The organism is Nitrobacter sp. CN101 (assembly GCF_055390255.1).
On sequence record NZ_AP038833.1, the window covers coordinates 643785 to 659877 of the forward strand.

Consider the following 16093-nt stretch of genomic DNA (forward strand, 5'->3'; position numbering starts at 1 on the left):
CCTTTATAGCCCGCCCAACTTGCAGACCAGCTTCCATTCCGCCGGCGTAACCGGCTGCACCGAAAGGCGGGAGTATTTGACCAGCGCCATGTCGGCCAGGCGCTTGTCGGCCTTGACGGCGGCGATCGTCACCGGCGTGTTCAGCGGCTTGTCCGCCTTGATGTCGACGCAGACGAACTTGCCGGTCTTGTCGGTAGGATCAGGATAGGCCTCGCGGATGATTTCGGCGATGCCGACAATCTCCTTGCCTTCATTGGAATGATAGAAGAACGCCATGTCACCTTTTTTCATGGCGACAAGGTTCTGCCGCGCTGTGAAGTTGCGCACCCCGGTCCAGGCTTCGCCCTTGGCGCCCTTCGCCACCTGCTGCTCCCACGACCAAGCCGAAGGCTCCGATTTCACAAGCCAGTACGCCATCGCTATCCCTCCGCCCGGAACGGCCGCGTCAGCAGATTGTCGATGGCGCCATCGATCGTCAATCGGCCGGCGAGAATAGCCGCGACCGCCTGCGCGACCGGCATCTCCACGTCGTGGGCGACCGCCAGTTCGAGCAGCGCCGGCGCGGTGAGCGCGCCTTCGCTGAGTTTGTCGCGCGGCGCTTGCTCGCCGCGCCCCAGCGCGATACCGAGCGAGAAATTGCGCGACTGGGGGCTCGAACAGGTGAGGATGAGATCGCCGAGACCGGACAGGCCGGCAAGCGTTTCGCTGCGTCCGCCGCACGCGCATCCGAGGCGAACCAGCTCGCTGAACCCGCGCGTGGTCAGCGCCGCCAGCGCCGACGCTCCGAGTTGTTTTCCAACGACGATTCCGGCCGCGATCGCCAGGACGTTTTTGGCGGCGCCGCCGATCTCGACGCCGCGTACGTCCGTCGTATGATAGGGACGGAAGGCGGCCGAGCCGAGCGCGTGAACCAGCGCGACCGCCAACGCATCGTCTTTCGCCGCCAACGTCACGGCGGTCGGCAGCCCCCGCGCGACGTCGTCGGCAAAACTCGGTCCGGACAGGATCGCGGGGACGGCATGGGGCGCGGTCTCTTCGATCACCTCGGTCATGAAGCGCCGCGTGCCATGCTCGATGCCTTTGGCGCTGGCGATCACGGGCGTCCCGGAGGGGAGATGCGGGGCCAGTGCGGCGATCGCCGCGCGCGAGTTTTGCGCTGGCACCGCGATCACGACGATGTCGGCGCGGCCGGCGGCGGCGATGTCATGCGACACGATGATGCTGCGGTCGAGCGGAATGCCGGGCAGGCGCGGATTGTCCCGCGTTGCCGAGATCTTTGCTGCGATCGCCGCATCGCGTGCATGCAGCGTCACTTGCCGTCCAGCGCGCGCGGCGGCGCCCGCCAGCGCCGTGCCCCAGGCGCCGGCGCCGATGACCGAAACACGGTTGAGAGATCTCATCGCGACAACGCCTTCAAAATCCGGCGCGGGTATTGGCGAAGCCTGCCGGCGCCTGCGCGCTGGCATCGAGCAGCCAGCGGGCGCGCGGAGGAGTTTCAAGCGTGTCGGTCAAACCCGCCGCCAGGCGTTCGGCACCGGCCCATGCGATCATCGCGCCATTATCGGTGCAAAGCGCGGGCGGGGGGATGATGAGCGCGGTTTGTGCCCTGGCGGCGACGCTCTCGAGCGTAGCGCGGATCGCCTGATTGGCGGCGACGCCACCGGCGGCGACCAGTGCGCGCGGCATACCGAACCGCTCTTGAAACAGCTTGAGGCCGACGCCAAGCCTGTCCGCTGTCGCTTCCAGTACGGCGGCCTGAAATCCAGCGCAGAGATCGCTGATGTCTTGCGGCTCCAAGGGATTGATTCGACCGATCTCGTTACGCACGGCCGTCTTCAGCCCGGAGAGTGAGAAATTGGCGTCGGGACGCCCGAGCATCGGCCGCGGAAAATTGAACCGCGTCGCATCGCCGCTCGCCGCGGCGCGTTCGACCTGCGGGCCGCCGGGGTAGGGCAGGCCAAGCATCTTCGCAACCTTGTCGAAGGCTTCGCCCATGGCATCATCGACCGTGGTTCCGAGCCGCACATAGTTGCCGACGCCGAGCACCGCGACGATCTGGGTATGCCCGCCGGAGGCGAGGAACAGGCAATAGGGAAATTCCAGCGCGTCGGTCAGCCGCGGCGTTAGCGCGTGGGCTTCGAGATGGTTGACCGCGATCAGTGGCGTGCGATGAACGAAGGCGATCGCCTTGGCCGTGGTCAGCCCCACGATAACGCCGCCGATCAGGCCCGGACCGGCCGCGGCCGCGACCCCCGACAGCCGCGGGAATCCGACGCCTGATTCCTTCATCGCGCTGGCGACGATGCCGTCGAGTAGTTCGACATGGGCGCGGGCCGCGATTTCGGGAACCACGCCGCCATAGGGAGCATGTTCTCCGGTCTGGGACCGTACGATATTGGAAAGAATCCGCGCGCTGCCGTCCGCCTGGCGTTCGACCACGGCGGCTGCGGTTTCATCGCAGGTGGTCTCGATTCCCAGCACCAGCATTGGCGTGTTGTACCTAGACTAGATATGGCCCTTGCGCTATCGGGCAAACCAGCGTTTCCCTTTCCTTACGGCGTAGCATTATGAGGTCTTGGCGTGCAATCCTCGGATGAGACAGACATTCTGGCAACGATCGGCACCCGGGGCAGCCCGCTGGCGCAGGCGCAGGCCCATGAGGTGCGCGACCGGCTGGCGCGGGCGCATCAGGTGGCGCCCGAGCGGATCGCCATCAAGACCATTCGCACCTCGGGCGACGCCATTCAGGACCGGCCGCTGTTCGATGTCGGCGGCAAGGGACTTTTTACCAAGGAAATAGAGGAAGCCCTGCTCGCCGGCAGCATCGACTTTGCGGTGCATTCGTCCAAGGACGTGCCGACATTTCTGCCCGACGAGACCTGGTTGCCCGCATTTCTACCGCGCGAGGACGTGCGCGACGTCTTCATTAGTCCACGCGCAGCGTCTTTGGACGATCTTCCGGCGGGTTCGACCGTCGGGACCGCGTCGCTCCGGCGGCAGGCCATGGTGCTGCGGTTACGCCCCGACCTGAAGGTCAATACACTGCGCGGCAATGTCGAGACCCGATTGCGCAAGCTTGACGCCGGGGAGGCCGACGCCACGCTGTTGGCGCTGGCCGGTTTGAATCGCCTCGGATTGCGGGACAAGGCGACGCGCATTCTCGAGACAGAGGAATTCCTGCCGGCGGTCGGGCAGGGCGCCATCGCGATCGAATCGCGCCGTGACGACGACCGCATCAACGCGTTTGTGAAGGCTATCGGCGACTCTGAAACTGAAGTGGCGCTGAGCGCCGAGCGCAGTTTTCTGGCTTTGCTCGATGGCTCCTGCCGTACGCCGATCGGCGGTCATTGTCGGGTGAAGGGCGACCGCATTCACTTCCGCGGTCTCATCATTTCTCCCGATGGCACGGAATCCTATGAAACCGTGCGTGAGGGGATACGTGCGGATGCGGTCGCGCTTGGGGCGGACGCCGCGCATGAACTGCGCGAGCGCGCTGGCGAAAAGTTCTTCACCCTGTTCGCCGGAGCGTGAGGCGTGGCGGTTCTCGTCACACGGCCTGAACCGGACAATGAAGCCACGGCGGCGGCGCTCCGTGCGATGGGGCGCGACGTTTTGTTGTCGCCGGTGTTGCGCCTCGAGCCGATTGCTTTTGAAATCGAGCAGGATGCAAACTATGGCGCGGTCGTCGTGACCAGCGCTAACGCACTGCGCGCGCTCGCCGTTCATCCGGGAAGGGAATCGCTGCTGAAACTGGCCGTTTTCGCGGTCGGCGATCATACCGCCAACGCCGCGCGCCAGGCGGGTTTTCAGGATGTGGTGGCGGCAGGCGGAGATGCCGCGGCGTTGTGCGAACTCATTGTGGAGCGTGTCCGCGCGAAACGTCTAACAAAGGGTACCAGGATTCTTTATCTCGCTGCGGCTGATCGCTCATGCGATCTCGCCGGGAAGCTCGAAGGGCACGGTTTAGCTGTCGTGACGACAACATGTTACCGGATGGTGCCGGTGGCGAGCCTGTCTCGCGAGGTTTGTGACGCGTTTGCTTCGCACCGGATATCGGCGGTGCTGCATTATTCGCGCCGCAGCGCCCGCGCGTTCCTGGATGGCGTCCGCATCGGCGGCGTTGAAATATCGGCTTTGGCGGTCCCACAATGTTGCATTTCTGGCGCCGTTGCCGCGATTCTGCGGGATGCCGGCGCCTCCCATGTAGCGGAGGCGAGCGCCCCGGCCGAAGAAGCTGTACTGGAGGCGCTGGATTGTGCGTTGCGGTCGCTATCGCAGTAAGACGTGCGTTACGCAGATAATCGGGGTAAATAGGGGGAGGGGTTTGGAATCTGATACGCGATGTGTCGCTGCAATGGGGAACCGTGACGATGGCAGATGACAAGCATAACGACGCCTCCCAGGAGGGAAACTCACGCCCGCTTTCCGCAGGCGATGAAACCGCTGGAATCGTCGAGACGGCAGAGCATGCCGTCCCAACGGACGCGGGTGAAGCAGGCGATCAACAGGCCATTTCGGTCGCGAATGACACGCAAGATGACGCTCATCAGGACCGAGGCTGGCAGGATCAGTCGTCGGCCGCAGACCTTGAGGCCAACCGTATTTCCGGGACTTCTGACGATGCCGGTTCCGCTTCGGGTGACGCGGCTGATCATCAGCCTCTCGGCGAGCAGCCGGTTCCTCCGCGTTCTCCGTCCCGCGCGTCGTCGGCACTGATCGCCGCCTTTACAGGCGCTGTCGCCGCCGGGCTTGTGGTAGGCGGTGCGTGGCTGGCGGACTGGCCACCGTCATCCTCCGCCTCATCCTCTGCGTCGCAAGTGAGCGCGGCGGAATTCGGCGCTCTCGCGAATCGGGTGGCTCGGGTCGAATCGACGGCGAGCAAGCCGGCCGCTTCGTCGCTCGATCAGGCCGCGGCGACGCGCATCGACAACTTGGACAAATCGGTCGCATCCTTGCGCGAGGAATTGACAACGTTGCGCGGGGAGCTGGCAACCGTTCGCGGCCAATCCGACAAACCGGCGGCCGCCCTGAAGGACGGATCGCCCGTGCCGCAGCACGACGCCGATGGGGCATCTGATCTTGCGCCATCTGATCTTGCGGCTATCAGTGCGCGACTCGCGCAGACCGAGCAACAGGTCGAGCAGACGACGCAAGCCCTTACCGCGGAGATCGCCAAGCGCGGCGCGGAGACAACCAAGCATGACACGGCTCCGATCAGTGACGGACCGCTTCGTCAGGCCGTTGCCGCAACGCTCCTGAATGTCGCGGTGCGCCAAGGCCAACCTTATGGCGATTTGCTCGCGGCATCCAAGACGCTGATCTCCGATCCGGATACGTTCAAACCGCTGGAGACGTTCGCGGATTCCGGAGTGCCGAGCGCGAATGTGCTGTGTCGCGAACTTCTTGCGATCGTTCCGAAACTCGAGCCGCCGCCGGTCAAGATCTCCGCCAACGACATCGTGAACCGGTTGCAAGAAAGCGCCGTGCGTCTGGTGCACATCGAGCGCGCGGATGCGCCGGCTGGAGAATCCACCAGCGCCGTCGTCGCACGAATCAAGGCGGCCGCCCGGCAAAACGATGTCGCCGCCGCGAGAAAAGAACTGAATACACTTCCGCCGACCGGTCGTACCGCCGCCGAGCCCTGGATCGCCAAGGTCGACGCCCGCGATGCCGCTCTTGCCACCGCGCGTCAATTCGCTTCCGATGCGATGGCGGCATTGGCCAAACCGGCGCCATAGGTTCCAGATGTTTCGTATCATCCTGTTTCTCGTTCTTATTGCCCTCTCTGCATTGGGCGCCACCTGGATTGCTGATCAGACCGGCACGATCGTGATGTCGTGGGACGTCTGGCGGATCGAGACGACGCTACCGGTGTTCGCACTCGGGCTAGGCTTGCTGGTCGTTGCCTCGCTTCTGGTCTGGAGCGCCGTGCGCGGATTGTGGCATGCACCAATACGTCTCCGCCGCGCGCGCCGGGAGCGCCGGACTGCGCGCGGCAGGGACGCCATTACGCGTGGATTGCTCGCGATCGGTTATGGCGATGCTGTAGCCGCACGTAATCATGCCAAGGTTGCCCGGCGTCTAGTGTCACAGGATCCCTTGGCGTTGCTCTTGCATGCCCAGGCCGCGCAACTTGACGGCAACGCGGATCGCGCGCAGCGCGCCTTTCGCACCATGGCCGAACGCGCGGATACGCGGTTGTTGGGCTTGCGAGGGCTTTTCATCGAAGCTCAGCGTGCCGGCGATCCGGCGGCGGCAGTGGCGATCGCGGAAGAAGCGCTTAAAACTTCGCCATCTTCGATATGGGCTTCACAAGCCGCGCTCGGCTTTCGTTGTGCCAGGGGCGACTGGGCTGGTGCGCTCGCCATCCTCGACAGAAACGTCGCGTCAGGTCGTATCGACAAGGTGCTGTATCGCCGTCAGCGTGGTGTGCTGCTCACGGCGAGGGCGTTGGAGCTCGAAAAGTCCGATCGCGATTTGTCGCGCCAGAATGTGATGGAGGCGGTGAAGTTCGCGCCGACGCTGGTGCCAGCCGTGGTGCTCGCAAGCAAGTATCTGAGCGAAGCGAACCAGATGCGGCGCGCGATGCGTATCATCGAAATCGCGTGGCTGGCACAGCCGCATCCCGATCTCGCCGATGCCTATGCCCATGTGATGGCGGGAGATTCCGCGCTGCTGCGGTTGGCGCGGGTGGAGAAACTATCGGAAAAAGCGCCTGGTCATCCGGAAAGCGCGCTGGCAATCGCGCGCGCGGCGCTCGATGCCAGCGAGTTCGCTCGGGCTCGCGATGCTCTGGAGCCGCTGATCGCAGCGCCGACGCAACGCGTTGCGATGTTGATGGCCGAAATTGAGCATAGAGAGCATGGCGACAGCGGGCGTGCCCGCGCCTGGACGTTGCGAGCCGTACGCGCCCTGCACGATCCGGTCTGGACCGCAGACGGGTACGTGTCGGACCACTGGCGTCCGGTTTCGCCGGTAACCGGGCGGGTTGATGCGTTTCAGTGGCAGACTCCTTTGGCGGCGCTGCCTTCGAGCAGGCCTCCCTTGGTCGAGGCGGAAGTTTCGGACCAATTCGTGGGAGATACGCCCCGCGTCGAAGCCTTGCCCGCCGCTGAGGACTCCAAAGCTCAGGACGTCGCAATACCACCGGTTGATGTCGAAGTTGCATCGTCTGGAATTATTGCCATCCCGGACGAGACTGCGACATCACTGACCCATCACACGCAACTAGAGGAAGACAAGGCAGGTGCCGTTCCCGGCGTGATCCCGATCGTTCGCGCTCCGGACGATCCCGGGGTCGATGACAGTTCCCAAAACGAAGGGTTTGTTGAAGACGATCCCGCAGCTGCGCGCCAGGCCGGAGGGCTGCGGGGGCTCCTGTCGCGCCGGGGTAGCTGATGCGGCCGGGCGGCGATTTTTACCGGCGGCGTGGCGGCCTGGTTCTTGCCAAGGGGGATGGTGCCCGATATCAGAGGTCCCGCGCCTCGGGCTGTGGCCCGGGGGCCGCATGCACGGCATGTATGAAGGATAGCCGCTTTAGCTCAGTTGGTAGAGCACATCATTCGTAATGATGGGGTCGCGTGTTCGAGTCACGCAAGCGGCACCAACTTGAAATCAATAGGGAATTTGGCTTTTTATGAGGCTCTATTTGAGACTTATAGAATGGGCTGGGGTAACGGATAGGGTAACAGTATCTGCCATATTCTGCGCCCGCGTTGTTCCTACGAAAATCACCAAGCGAAATCGCTCATAGGCATTTTGGGTGCGGACGGGGAGCCGGAAGTGGCTGGCCGCACAACGAATCATGCGCGCGGATTCGTTGCGGGCAGGGCGCTCGGTAGTCAGGATGCCTCGCACGCCGCACGGCCACCGATTGCGGCAACCATCTCGGGTCCATTCGTTGAAACATTAAGCAGCGGTGCGGTACCCGCGTTAGCGAACCTGCTTCGCAACACGCTCTACCGCAGCCTAATCCAGGCCGGCGCGTGATCGCTGGCATTGTCTTCGCCTCTGACGTCGCCATCCACGCCCGCTTCCACTAAGCGGGAAGCCACGGAATGGCTGAGAAGAAAGTGGTCTAGCCGGAGACCGTGATCCTTTTCATAGCGATCTCGCCAGTAGGTCCAGAAGGTATAGATGCGCTCGTCACCGAAAATATCGCGGAGAGCGTCAGTCCATCCGTTCGCAAGGAGCGAGGCAAACGCCCTGCGCGGCGCGGGCTGAACCAGCGCATCCTTAGCCCATGACTTCGTTGGATAGATATCCAGGTCGGTTGGTGCAACGTTGTAGTCGCCAACCAGGAGGGTGGGGTGGTCTTGCTTCTGCAACTGAGCCGCATGACGAGCCAGCCGCGAAAACCATTTCATCTTGTAAGCGAACTTCGGTCCCGGTTGAGGATTTCCGTTCGGAAGATATAGGCAGCCGATCAGCAGGCCGTCGACTGCAGCTTCGATGTATCTGGCCTCGCGATCAGCGGGATCGCCGGGAAGCCGCCGGCGAGTAACGATCGGTTGCGACCGTTTCGACAAAATGGCGACGCCATTCCACGACCTTTGCCCCTCCCACACGGCCGAATAGCCGGCACGTTGGAGATCGGACTCCGGAAAGTCTTTCGCCTCGCATTTTAGTTCTTGCAGGCAAACAATATCGGGCTCGCTCCGCTTCAGCCATTGCAGGAGATTTGGCAGACGTTTCTTGACGTCGTTGATGTTGAAGGAGGCAATCTTCATGCGGGCTTGCCGGCGGACGTCGCGTCGACATTCTTGGTCATCGAATAGAGATTACACATGCCACCGCTCGCCCGGCCACCATATTGAACGCGGACGGCGCATCCTCATGTAGAGGTCTAAGAGGGTCACCCTAGCTGCCCGAGCCAAAGCCAGTCCTCGAAACCTTTGCGTGGCTAAATCCTTTCTGCCACCAGGCGGAGTGGAACCGGGCATAGTATGAAACGTTGCCGCAGAGGTTTATGCGCAGCTGGAGTAAAGAATATGTCACGCGGGATGCCATCTATGACAGCGTTACTCGGCTTGCTCGCGTTGGCAGGCTACCAGAACAGAGACAAGCTCGCCGACCTCTTACATGGCGCAAGCGGCAAGACCCCTCGGCCTGAGGCCGGAGATCAACGGGGTCAGCCCTTGGGTGGCCTGCTCGGCAATCTAAGTGGAGCCCTCGCGGGTGGCGGCGTGGGTGGTCTCCTTAGCGGGGGGCTCAGCGAATTGCTCGAGCGGTTTAAGGAAAATGGTCAGGGAGATGCTGCCGATTCCTGGGTGAGCAAAGGGCCTAATCAGGAGCTTCCTGCGCCGCGATTGAAGGAGGCTATTGGAGCGGATGTCTTGGCCGCCTTGGAACAGCAGACGGGCCTGTCCCAGGAGGAATTGCTGGCAAGACTTTCGCGCGAACTCCCTGCTGCCGTGGACAAGTATACGCCGGACGGACGCATTCCGAGCTGATGGTCGAACTACTGAAGAGGATTGGTGATATGGGTATTATCTGGACGATTATCATTGGGTTCGTAGCTGGAGTGATTGCGAAGTTCATCATGCCGGGTGACAATGAACCAGCCGGCTTTATCCTTACGGCAGTGCTCGGTATTGTCGGAGCTTTCGTCGCAACTTATCTTGGTCAGCAACTCGGCTGGTATCAACCTGGAGAGGGCGCTGGCTTGATCGGCGCTATAGTGGGCTCTGTTATCGTATTATTCGTTTACAGCTTCTTTGCCGGACGTCGACGCGCAATCTAAGCGCGAAAGAAGCTTGCGGCAGCCCCATCTATGAAGCCCAATAGCCGAGCGCGTGTAGGGCTCCATTAGACGCGCACGCGATCGGAGCTTCCTCTGCCCGAGGGGCTCGCGCATTCTTTTCTGTCAACGAACGCACCACGAAATTTTCTTCGTATGTATGGAAATTACATTGGGCGAGCCACTTCGCTTATTGCCGACATCACTTGATTAGTTGCAGTTTGGTGGATCATATGACCGTTTTCGGCAATTCGGTGAAATCTACTCTGCCGTACATCGGAATGCAGACGAGCCGATTGTGTGTCAATGTCGATTAGCCGGTCTTGCTCTCCGGCGATGATGGCGACGGGCATTTTCAAATCCGCATACTGATTGCGCAGCTTAAAGGCGTCCGGGATCATCAATGCCGATTCGGCCGCCGATGCCCGAACCTGCGAGGGACGCACGGCCAACTCCTTTGGAAACGCTGCGAACTTTTTAGGCACAGATCGAGGACCGAAGATTTTCGCCATCATCAACGGCCATATAGCGCGGCTAATAAGTGGCGACACGGTATAACTGAGGATATCGCCAATTAGCGGCAAGGCCGGAGTACCCATCGCGACGACGTCGGGTCTTGCGGTCGGGTAATAATACCCTGAGGCGAGAACCAGTCCGCGAACAAGATCGGGAAACTTCAGAGCTAGCGACACCGCAACCGACGCTCCCCATGAGTGTCCGAGGACGACAGCGTTTGAAACGTTGAGCCGATCCAGGGCGTGTTTAATGAGTTCGGCTTGGGCGTCCGGCGTCCATATGACGTTGCGCGGGCGGTCACTGTGGCCGAATCCGGGTCGGTCGAAAACAATGACTCGGTAATCCTTGGCAGCGAGATTAATCAGACCGCTGGATTCGAAATCCTCGATCATGCTGCCGTTTCCGTGAAGGAGCACCAGCGGATCGCCTGAGCCCCGCTCAACGTAGTGCAGCCGAACGCCGTCGACGTGCAGGAAGCTGCCGGTGGCCGGATTATTACGCTCCGCTTTCTTTGCAAAATTTCGATTGATCAAAGCCATTGCAGCGAGCGCCCCAATTGCGACCGCCGTAGCTATCGCTAAAGAAGGCGTCTTTGCGCTAAGGCGCTGCACTGAGATGGAGGAACGCAGGCGTTCAACACGGCGGGATGGGGTCATTGATCGCACTCCAAAACGCTTGCGCGAAATCCGGATGATCCCGGTAAATGCTGCAGCGCTACCTGAACCAGCGGAAACGCGGATCGTTCCTGCGTCGACCGACCCTGATTTGCTTTATGCCGGCAAGCGGAAATTCCTATTGCCGATTCTAATCCAACGTGCCTCCTACACCTCCGACAGAGCAGATCGCGACAACGCGCTTATATCGGTCAATGTCCACGCCCTTGCAGCTAACCGGCCTGTCAGCAATGAAGCGAGCTAGCTCGTTCGCAGCCTTCGCACCGCAGCGATATTGCAGACTATCGTCTCCACGACAGAGCTGATCGGACTCGGGCGCGTCCACGCCCGATAGACGAATGCGCTGCCCGTGAATTTCGAGCGTGTCGCCGTCGATGACGGATGCTTGGCCGGCGATTGTTCCGGCGTGGGAGGAGCTGGCCAATACAAGCGCGGCGGCGGCAGAAAACAAGCGTACCATCACTGGACCATTTCGATTGGGGGACCGGATGCAGCCCATCAATTGGCTCTTAAGACCCCCTGAATCACAACAACAAGAACCAGGACAGCATCGATGCGCGCTGTTCTTTAATCAGCGTCGTGTGCCCCACCACAGAGAAAATGGCGACAACCTCGGCGACTTTCGAATTTACCAAGCGGTGTGTTGAATTGATGTCCTTAGCCTGATCTGATGTCGTCGACCAATTTTGAGACGACGAGTCCGCCGCCGACTCCTACTACTGCGCCTGCCAGTTTGATCGCGACATCATGCGCGGTCCCGTGCCTGTAATTCACGAAATGCTGCAAGTACTCAAAACAGCATAGAGCGCCCGCAAGCAGAATAAAGACGACCAAGAGTCGACGGGGATAGGCAAGAGAGAAGGCAAACCCGAGCACAGCGAGTGCCAGTAATCGCTCAGCATTTGGATGCCCAAACGTCGGACGCAAACCAAGCGGCCCAACCGTAAGAATAAACAGGACGAATAAGAGTATCCAAGCCGTTGGTTTCAGTGCTTGCACCATTATTGAGTGCTTAGCGACACACCGATGGTATGCGCCTTCGCTGCCGTTGCGCCTGGCGTTCGCTTCAACGTTTTTGCAATCTTCGCGACGCCAGCCTTCTGCTTCGCGAGCGCCTTGAGAGTGCGAACGTCGTTCTTCGTCCATTCACGGCGAACAGCTGTTTTCTTCGTGGGCAAAATCTTCATTCCTTCAATCGTAGAATGCGGGATTTAGCAGATCGCGCGTTTTGCGCAAGGCAACGGCAATGTCTCGCGCGAGCTTAGCCAATAAGTGAGGTTGATGAAATGGAGCAGTGGGAAGGTCTCGTCGCAATTCCTCAAGCGATCTGACAAGGCTGTGCGTTTGGTCAACCGAGTCGCGGCCGCCATGTTGAGGAAATTGGACGTAGCGAACTATCGCTTCTGCGAGTGCAAGCGACGATGGTGACGTAGCCTCTTCACTGACCGTTAGTAATCACGGCGGGTTGATTTTAGCGACGCCGATTCGTTCTTCGAGAACGGAATAGAGCCGGAGGGGGAACGAGCATGACGAACGCGGGCGAGACGGCGAGCGCAACGATCGAGAGACGCTTGAGTCCTGAGGTCACTTAGCTTGATTCCTGGCCTTCCATTTGCCGTCACGAATTGCCAGCATGACTTGGGCCTGGGGCGTGAGAATGGGATTCTTCTTGCTCACTGCAAGCGCTTCGACTTCGTCCCAATCGATTAGAACGGTTCCGTCGTTCTTTCACTTCATAGAGCGCGGTATCGTTGAGCGATTGTGTGACTTTGACAGTCTTGATGGCTTTGGGCTCCTGAGCGGAAGCAGCTGTTATGACGAACAAGACTAAAAGCGGCATATAGCGCGACATGAATCGTCCTATCCGATTCCACCATGCCCAAGGTGATCCGGGCAAAGTTGACCGATTGCGTAGGCCTCAAGCAAAGCCCGCAGTCGATCATTTTCAACTTCGATGAACCGAAATTTATAGCCCGCTCTCAACTTCACGCCTTTGCCCTTAAGGGCGTGAATTACAAAAGACGATGCCCCTTGCAAATGATTGTTGAGCCGCTGGCGCAATCCATTCTTTCCCCGAACTGTTCTACCGACATGCGCGACCCGTCCTTTGGGGTCATAGATGATATAAACACCATGGTCGTTTGGCGCGTTGATTCGTTGACGCACGCTCGGGAACGCGATCATTGGTGATCGCAACATTTGCCCGAGCTTGGCTTTGATCGCCTTGGGTTCACCCCTCATGTCTATCGTCCCAATGGTCGCTGGCCGAACCGATCCATATCAGGTGGCTCGCAAAGCGCCAGCAAGCCCTTCGGACGATCCGAGTAAATGAACTCTTCGCCGCGAAGCGAGCGACCGTCGAAGCGGCCCCAAAATTGAATCGCGTCTCGCTGAATGCACTCACCTGTCCCGTCAAACGGGATGCTATTCATTCTGCAAACCGCGTCGATGAATCCCCAATGCGCGCGAATGTAGCTATCTTCAAGCGCGACATGATAGGGACGCGATCTCTTCCACCGGTATTCGCCGCCGCCACGTTGGTGAAAATCCTTCCGCTGAATCATGAACTCTGGCAGTCGCGGCGATGCCTTGGCTATCCGGTGCGCTTCGTCTGAGGTCAGGTGATTGTGGGCGAAGCGGACGCCCCAAACATCGGCCATGGACTCGAATAAGGCAGTCGTCTCTATCTCTAAATCTCAGTCTCAACCTCGGCAGATGGGATATCCACAATCGCTTTGATTGGCGTATAAAGGTCAACACTGACGTTCTGCGCTTTCAACGTTACGATCAGCGCATAGCGGGTTTGTTTGTTCGGGTAGTCTCGTCCGGCGCGATCACGCCACCAACCGTAAACGGGCTTGATACAAAGCGTGTCCCGCCCTAGCAATTCGATCGCGGGGCCTGACCATACATCGCAATGAAGCGAACCAGCCGAGATACTGTTAGGACCGAGCAGCCAGCGATCATCGTCAGCAACTGCCGGTCCAGCTGTTGCGGGCTCCGCCGTATTCACACGCGATTTGAATCGCGTCAGGGATTCGCCTTTACGGCGTAAGTCAAACCGTAGTCCGTGGGATTGATATCTTTGAGGTTCAACATTTGCTGACAGGCCAGGGTTTGGCTCGATAAAATACGAGAGGGTCATTTTGAGCTCGACGGGTTCGTTCTCCAGCCTCTCCAGCATATCGGGTGGGATCGGTAGCGCATAATAGTGACATTCGTTGAATCGACGGCCTTCGAACTTGAACGGCTGTATTTCTGCCTGCGCAAACAATGCTAGGTGGTTATTTGCAGATGCGGTCGCCCGTTCGTAGTCGGGCACGCCATAACCAAAACGGCGAACTAGCTCGTAGTTTTCTTTCTTGCCACCCGTACCGTTGGTTGAACGCATCCAACATTGGCTGAGTCCAATCGGCGCTGTGTACGATCAGAGCACGGATCGCTTCAGGCCAAAATTCCGGATGATCGGCCGCCAGGCGTCCAGCCAACCGAGCGGCCTGTGCAGCCGCTGCGCTTGTTGCCTGAAAAGGCACCAGCGGAGCTCGTGTTGCATCGTTCCCCGTCGAGAGCAGTGACAGTGAATGTACGGTGAGCGCTTCAGTCCTAGTCTTGTTGACGGCGCGATTTCCGGCCTCCATCACAATTTCGGGTTTGAACGGCGCACGCCCCTGCGGCCAGGTTGCGCTAGTGCGGCTGTGCGGGCTCAGGTCTCCTGCCTCGGCTATTGGCGTCCAGTCTTCGAAACCTTTATCGCGTACATCGACCAGGTCTGTATAACCGCCAACTGTCAGGGCGTTCCACGCTTGCGCTGGGTCCTCGATCGGATAATCGTCCTGCGGCTTGATCTTGTTGTAATCGATCTCCGCCTCGATATTTCCTGCTGACACTATCAAGAGACGTTTGGGAGCGTCATCGTCATCGCCCGGCATGGAGCCGGATGCAGCCTGATCGATAGCCGCACTCCAGCTGGATGGCGTCGAACCCGATACGTCGAGATTCGTAACCGCCATACAGAAGACACGGGCACGGTTCGGCTCTGCGATTTCGGGTAATGCGACCGCCGCCTGGGTCAGCACGCCGTAGCTTGCAGGTTCATTAGGATCGAATCCATCGGGAGGAAGAAGTTTTACCGACTCTAGGCGATGTCGAAGCGTGCGTTCTGAAGCATCGCCTAGCGGAGCAGTCAGGTCGCCGTGCAGGATCATGCCCGCCATCGCCGTGCCGTGACCTTCCGTAGGATCGTCTACGCCCCAATCGGCATCGATTGTATGGAGGTCTTTCGCGCCCAAAGCGGGTTCAATCAGCGCATGCGCCCGATTAACGCCCGTATCAAATACACAGACCGCCGGAACGTCATTGCCCGGCCACTTGATGCGTCCGGCAAGATCATCGCTCCATGGATGCTGATCGCCCCTCACGTCATCGAGGAAGAAAACAGGGTTATCGGTCGCCCGTCGCAGCTCGGCGATCGCCCCCGTCATGAACAGCATCAACTCGATTGCTGCTCGCGTGCCATGCACCGGCACAACCGTGATGTCCGGAAAATAAAGACGGCGATCCTTGCTAGCCGCTCGGACCCGAAGACGTTCACACGCTTGCTCAACTTTCTCTTCAGCGTCAGGCCAACACCAAAGGGCCCACCACATCTGGTGTTGCGGATCAGTCGGCAGCGCTGCCGGATCGTCGGTCCAAACTGTTTCCAGACGCGCTGCGCGGAAATTCTCGATCGCTTCGACCAGCGACTTGTTCGGCGGACTGCCCGTGTCCGGGCTGACCTCGCCGTGGAGATAGTCATTCAGGATTTTCGCGAAGACTTCCTTTGACCCGTCGGGGACGAAGACGGCAATCGTCCGGTCGTTGCGGTCATTGGCCTTGGCGGCGCTGGAGCGGATGTTGTCGCGCACGCGGTCAAGCTTTTCAGGGTCCGTCCCCCGGCGCAGTTCGACTTCGAGAATGCTGGTCGTGGCTGCTGGCAGACGCTCGTTCTTGGGGCGCAGCTCTTCGGCGAGCTTTAGCGCAGCGTCCAGCTCTCCTTGTAGACGGCGGCCATGTTCGGCGCGGATGCGATCGACGAGATTCCCGCCAGAGCCGCTGCTCGCATATTCGTGTTGTTGCCTGAAGCGCGTTATTTCAATGTGTGGAAGCGTAAACCGAGACACCATTC

Annotated in this window: 17 protein-coding genes and 1 tRNA gene; 8 read left to right on the forward strand and 10 right to left on the reverse strand. The window is 60.1% G+C overall.

What is annotated here, in order from left to right; translation table 11 throughout:
* Positions 1-3 precede the first annotated feature (3 nt).
* From ACZ5IL_RS02990 to tsaD, 3 genes are read right to left on the reverse strand one after another with little or no spacing between them, the layout of a single operon-like run.
* Positions 4-417: an EVE domain-containing protein gene (locus tag ACZ5IL_RS02990; RefSeq protein ID WP_079445592.1), complete on the reverse strand. Its 414-nt coding sequence runs from the start codon at positions 415-417 to the stop codon at positions 4-6.
* Between the two features lie 2 nt (positions 418-419).
* Positions 420-1400 carry an NAD(P)H-dependent glycerol-3-phosphate dehydrogenase gene (locus ACZ5IL_RS02995; protein WP_464595095.1) on the reverse strand — a complete coding sequence of 327 codons (981 nt, stop codon included), beginning with the start codon at positions 1398-1400 and terminating at the stop codon, positions 420-422.
* 13 nt (positions 1401-1413) lie between these two features.
* A complete protein-coding gene (gene tsaD, locus ACZ5IL_RS03000; protein ID WP_464595096.1) occupies positions 1414-2487 on the reverse strand; it encodes a tRNA (adenosine(37)-N6)-threonylcarbamoyltransferase complex transferase subunit TsaD in 1074 nt (357 codons plus the stop codon).
* 93 nt (positions 2488-2580) lie between these two features.
* Between tsaD and hemC the strand changes: the two genes are divergently transcribed.
* From hemC to ACZ5IL_RS03025, 5 genes are all read left to right on the forward strand, one after another.
* Positions 2581-3531, forward strand: a complete 951-nt coding sequence (gene hemC / locus ACZ5IL_RS03005; protein ID WP_464595097.1) for a hydroxymethylbilane synthase — start codon at positions 2581-2583, stop codon at positions 3529-3531.
* A gap of 3 nt (positions 3532-3534) precedes the next feature.
* A complete protein-coding gene (locus ACZ5IL_RS03010) occupies positions 3535-4281 on the forward strand; it encodes a uroporphyrinogen-III synthase (protein ID WP_464595098.1) in 747 nt (248 codons plus the stop codon).
* Between the two features lie 89 nt (positions 4282-4370).
* Positions 4371-5738: a COG4223 family protein gene (locus ACZ5IL_RS03015; protein ID WP_464595100.1), complete on the forward strand. Its 1368-nt coding sequence runs from the start codon at positions 4371-4373 to the stop codon at positions 5736-5738.
* Positions 5739-5745: 7 nt separating this feature from the next.
* Entirely contained in the window at positions 5746-7398 is a 1653-nt protein-coding gene (locus ACZ5IL_RS03020; protein WP_464595102.1) for a heme biosynthesis HemY N-terminal domain-containing protein, read from the forward strand.
* 132 nt (positions 7399-7530) lie between these two features.
* Positions 7531-7606: transfer RNA gene (locus ACZ5IL_RS03025), tRNA-Thr, on the forward strand.
* A gap of 352 nt (positions 7607-7958) precedes the next feature.
* On the opposite strand, the gene ACZ5IL_RS03030 is transcribed toward ACZ5IL_RS03025, so the two are convergent.
* Positions 7959-8729, reverse strand: coding sequence for an exodeoxyribonuclease III (locus ACZ5IL_RS03030; protein ID WP_464595103.1), 771 nt, complete (start codon positions 8727-8729; stop codon positions 7959-7961).
* Positions 8730-8990: 261 nt separating this feature from the next.
* Between ACZ5IL_RS03030 and ACZ5IL_RS03035 the strand changes: the two genes are divergently transcribed.
* Positions 8991-9452 carry a YidB family protein gene (locus tag ACZ5IL_RS03035; RefSeq protein WP_464595105.1) on the forward strand — a complete coding sequence of 154 codons (462 nt, stop codon included), beginning with the start codon at positions 8991-8993 and terminating at the stop codon, positions 9450-9452.
* A gap of 29 nt (positions 9453-9481) precedes the next feature.
* Positions 9482-9742: a GlsB/YeaQ/YmgE family stress response membrane protein gene (locus tag ACZ5IL_RS03040; RefSeq protein WP_464595106.1), complete on the forward strand. Its 261-nt coding sequence runs from the start codon at positions 9482-9484 to the stop codon at positions 9740-9742.
* A 164-nt stretch (positions 9743-9906) separates the two neighbouring features.
* Here ACZ5IL_RS03040 and ACZ5IL_RS03045 read toward each other — a convergent pair whose 3' ends face one another.
* A complete protein-coding gene (locus tag ACZ5IL_RS03045; protein WP_464596791.1) occupies positions 9907-10866 on the reverse strand; it encodes an alpha/beta fold hydrolase in 960 nt (319 codons plus the stop codon).
* Here ACZ5IL_RS03045 and ACZ5IL_RS03050 point away from each other — a divergent pair.
* On the forward strand, positions 10781-11173 hold the full coding sequence (locus ACZ5IL_RS03050) for a hypothetical protein (protein ID WP_464596993.1): 393 nt from the start codon (positions 10781-10783) through the stop codon (positions 11171-11173). The two genes, ACZ5IL_RS03045 and ACZ5IL_RS03050, sit on opposite strands and share 86 nt — an antisense overlap.
* Here ACZ5IL_RS03050 and ACZ5IL_RS03055 read toward each other — a convergent pair.
* The 5 genes from ACZ5IL_RS03055 to ACZ5IL_RS03075 all read right to left on the reverse strand — a co-directional run bounded on the left by ACZ5IL_RS03055 (position 11060) and on the right by ACZ5IL_RS03075 (position 16091).
* Entirely contained in the window at positions 11060-11428 is a 369-nt protein-coding gene (locus tag ACZ5IL_RS03055) for a thermonuclease family protein (protein ID WP_464595108.1), read from the reverse strand. The genes ACZ5IL_RS03050 and ACZ5IL_RS03055 overlap by 114 nt on opposite strands.
* 502 nt (positions 11429-11930) lie before the next feature.
* A complete protein-coding gene (locus ACZ5IL_RS03060) occupies positions 11931-12116 on the reverse strand; it encodes a hypothetical protein (RefSeq protein ID WP_464596994.1) in 186 nt (61 codons plus the stop codon).
* Between the two features lie 673 nt (positions 12117-12789).
* Entirely contained in the window at positions 12790-13170 is a 381-nt protein-coding gene (locus tag ACZ5IL_RS03065; protein ID WP_464595110.1) for a GIY-YIG nuclease family protein, read from the reverse strand.
* A 448-nt stretch (positions 13171-13618) separates the two neighbouring features.
* On the reverse strand, positions 13619-14251 hold the full coding sequence (locus ACZ5IL_RS03070) for a hypothetical protein (RefSeq protein ID WP_464595111.1): 633 nt from the start codon (positions 14249-14251) through the stop codon (positions 13619-13621).
* Positions 14214-16091, reverse strand: coding sequence for a S8 family peptidase (locus ACZ5IL_RS03075; RefSeq protein ID WP_464595112.1), 1878 nt, complete (start codon positions 16089-16091; stop codon positions 14214-14216). The genes ACZ5IL_RS03070 and ACZ5IL_RS03075 overlap by 38 nt, the downstream gene beginning before the upstream one ends.
* Positions 16092-16093: the final 2 nt, after the last annotated feature.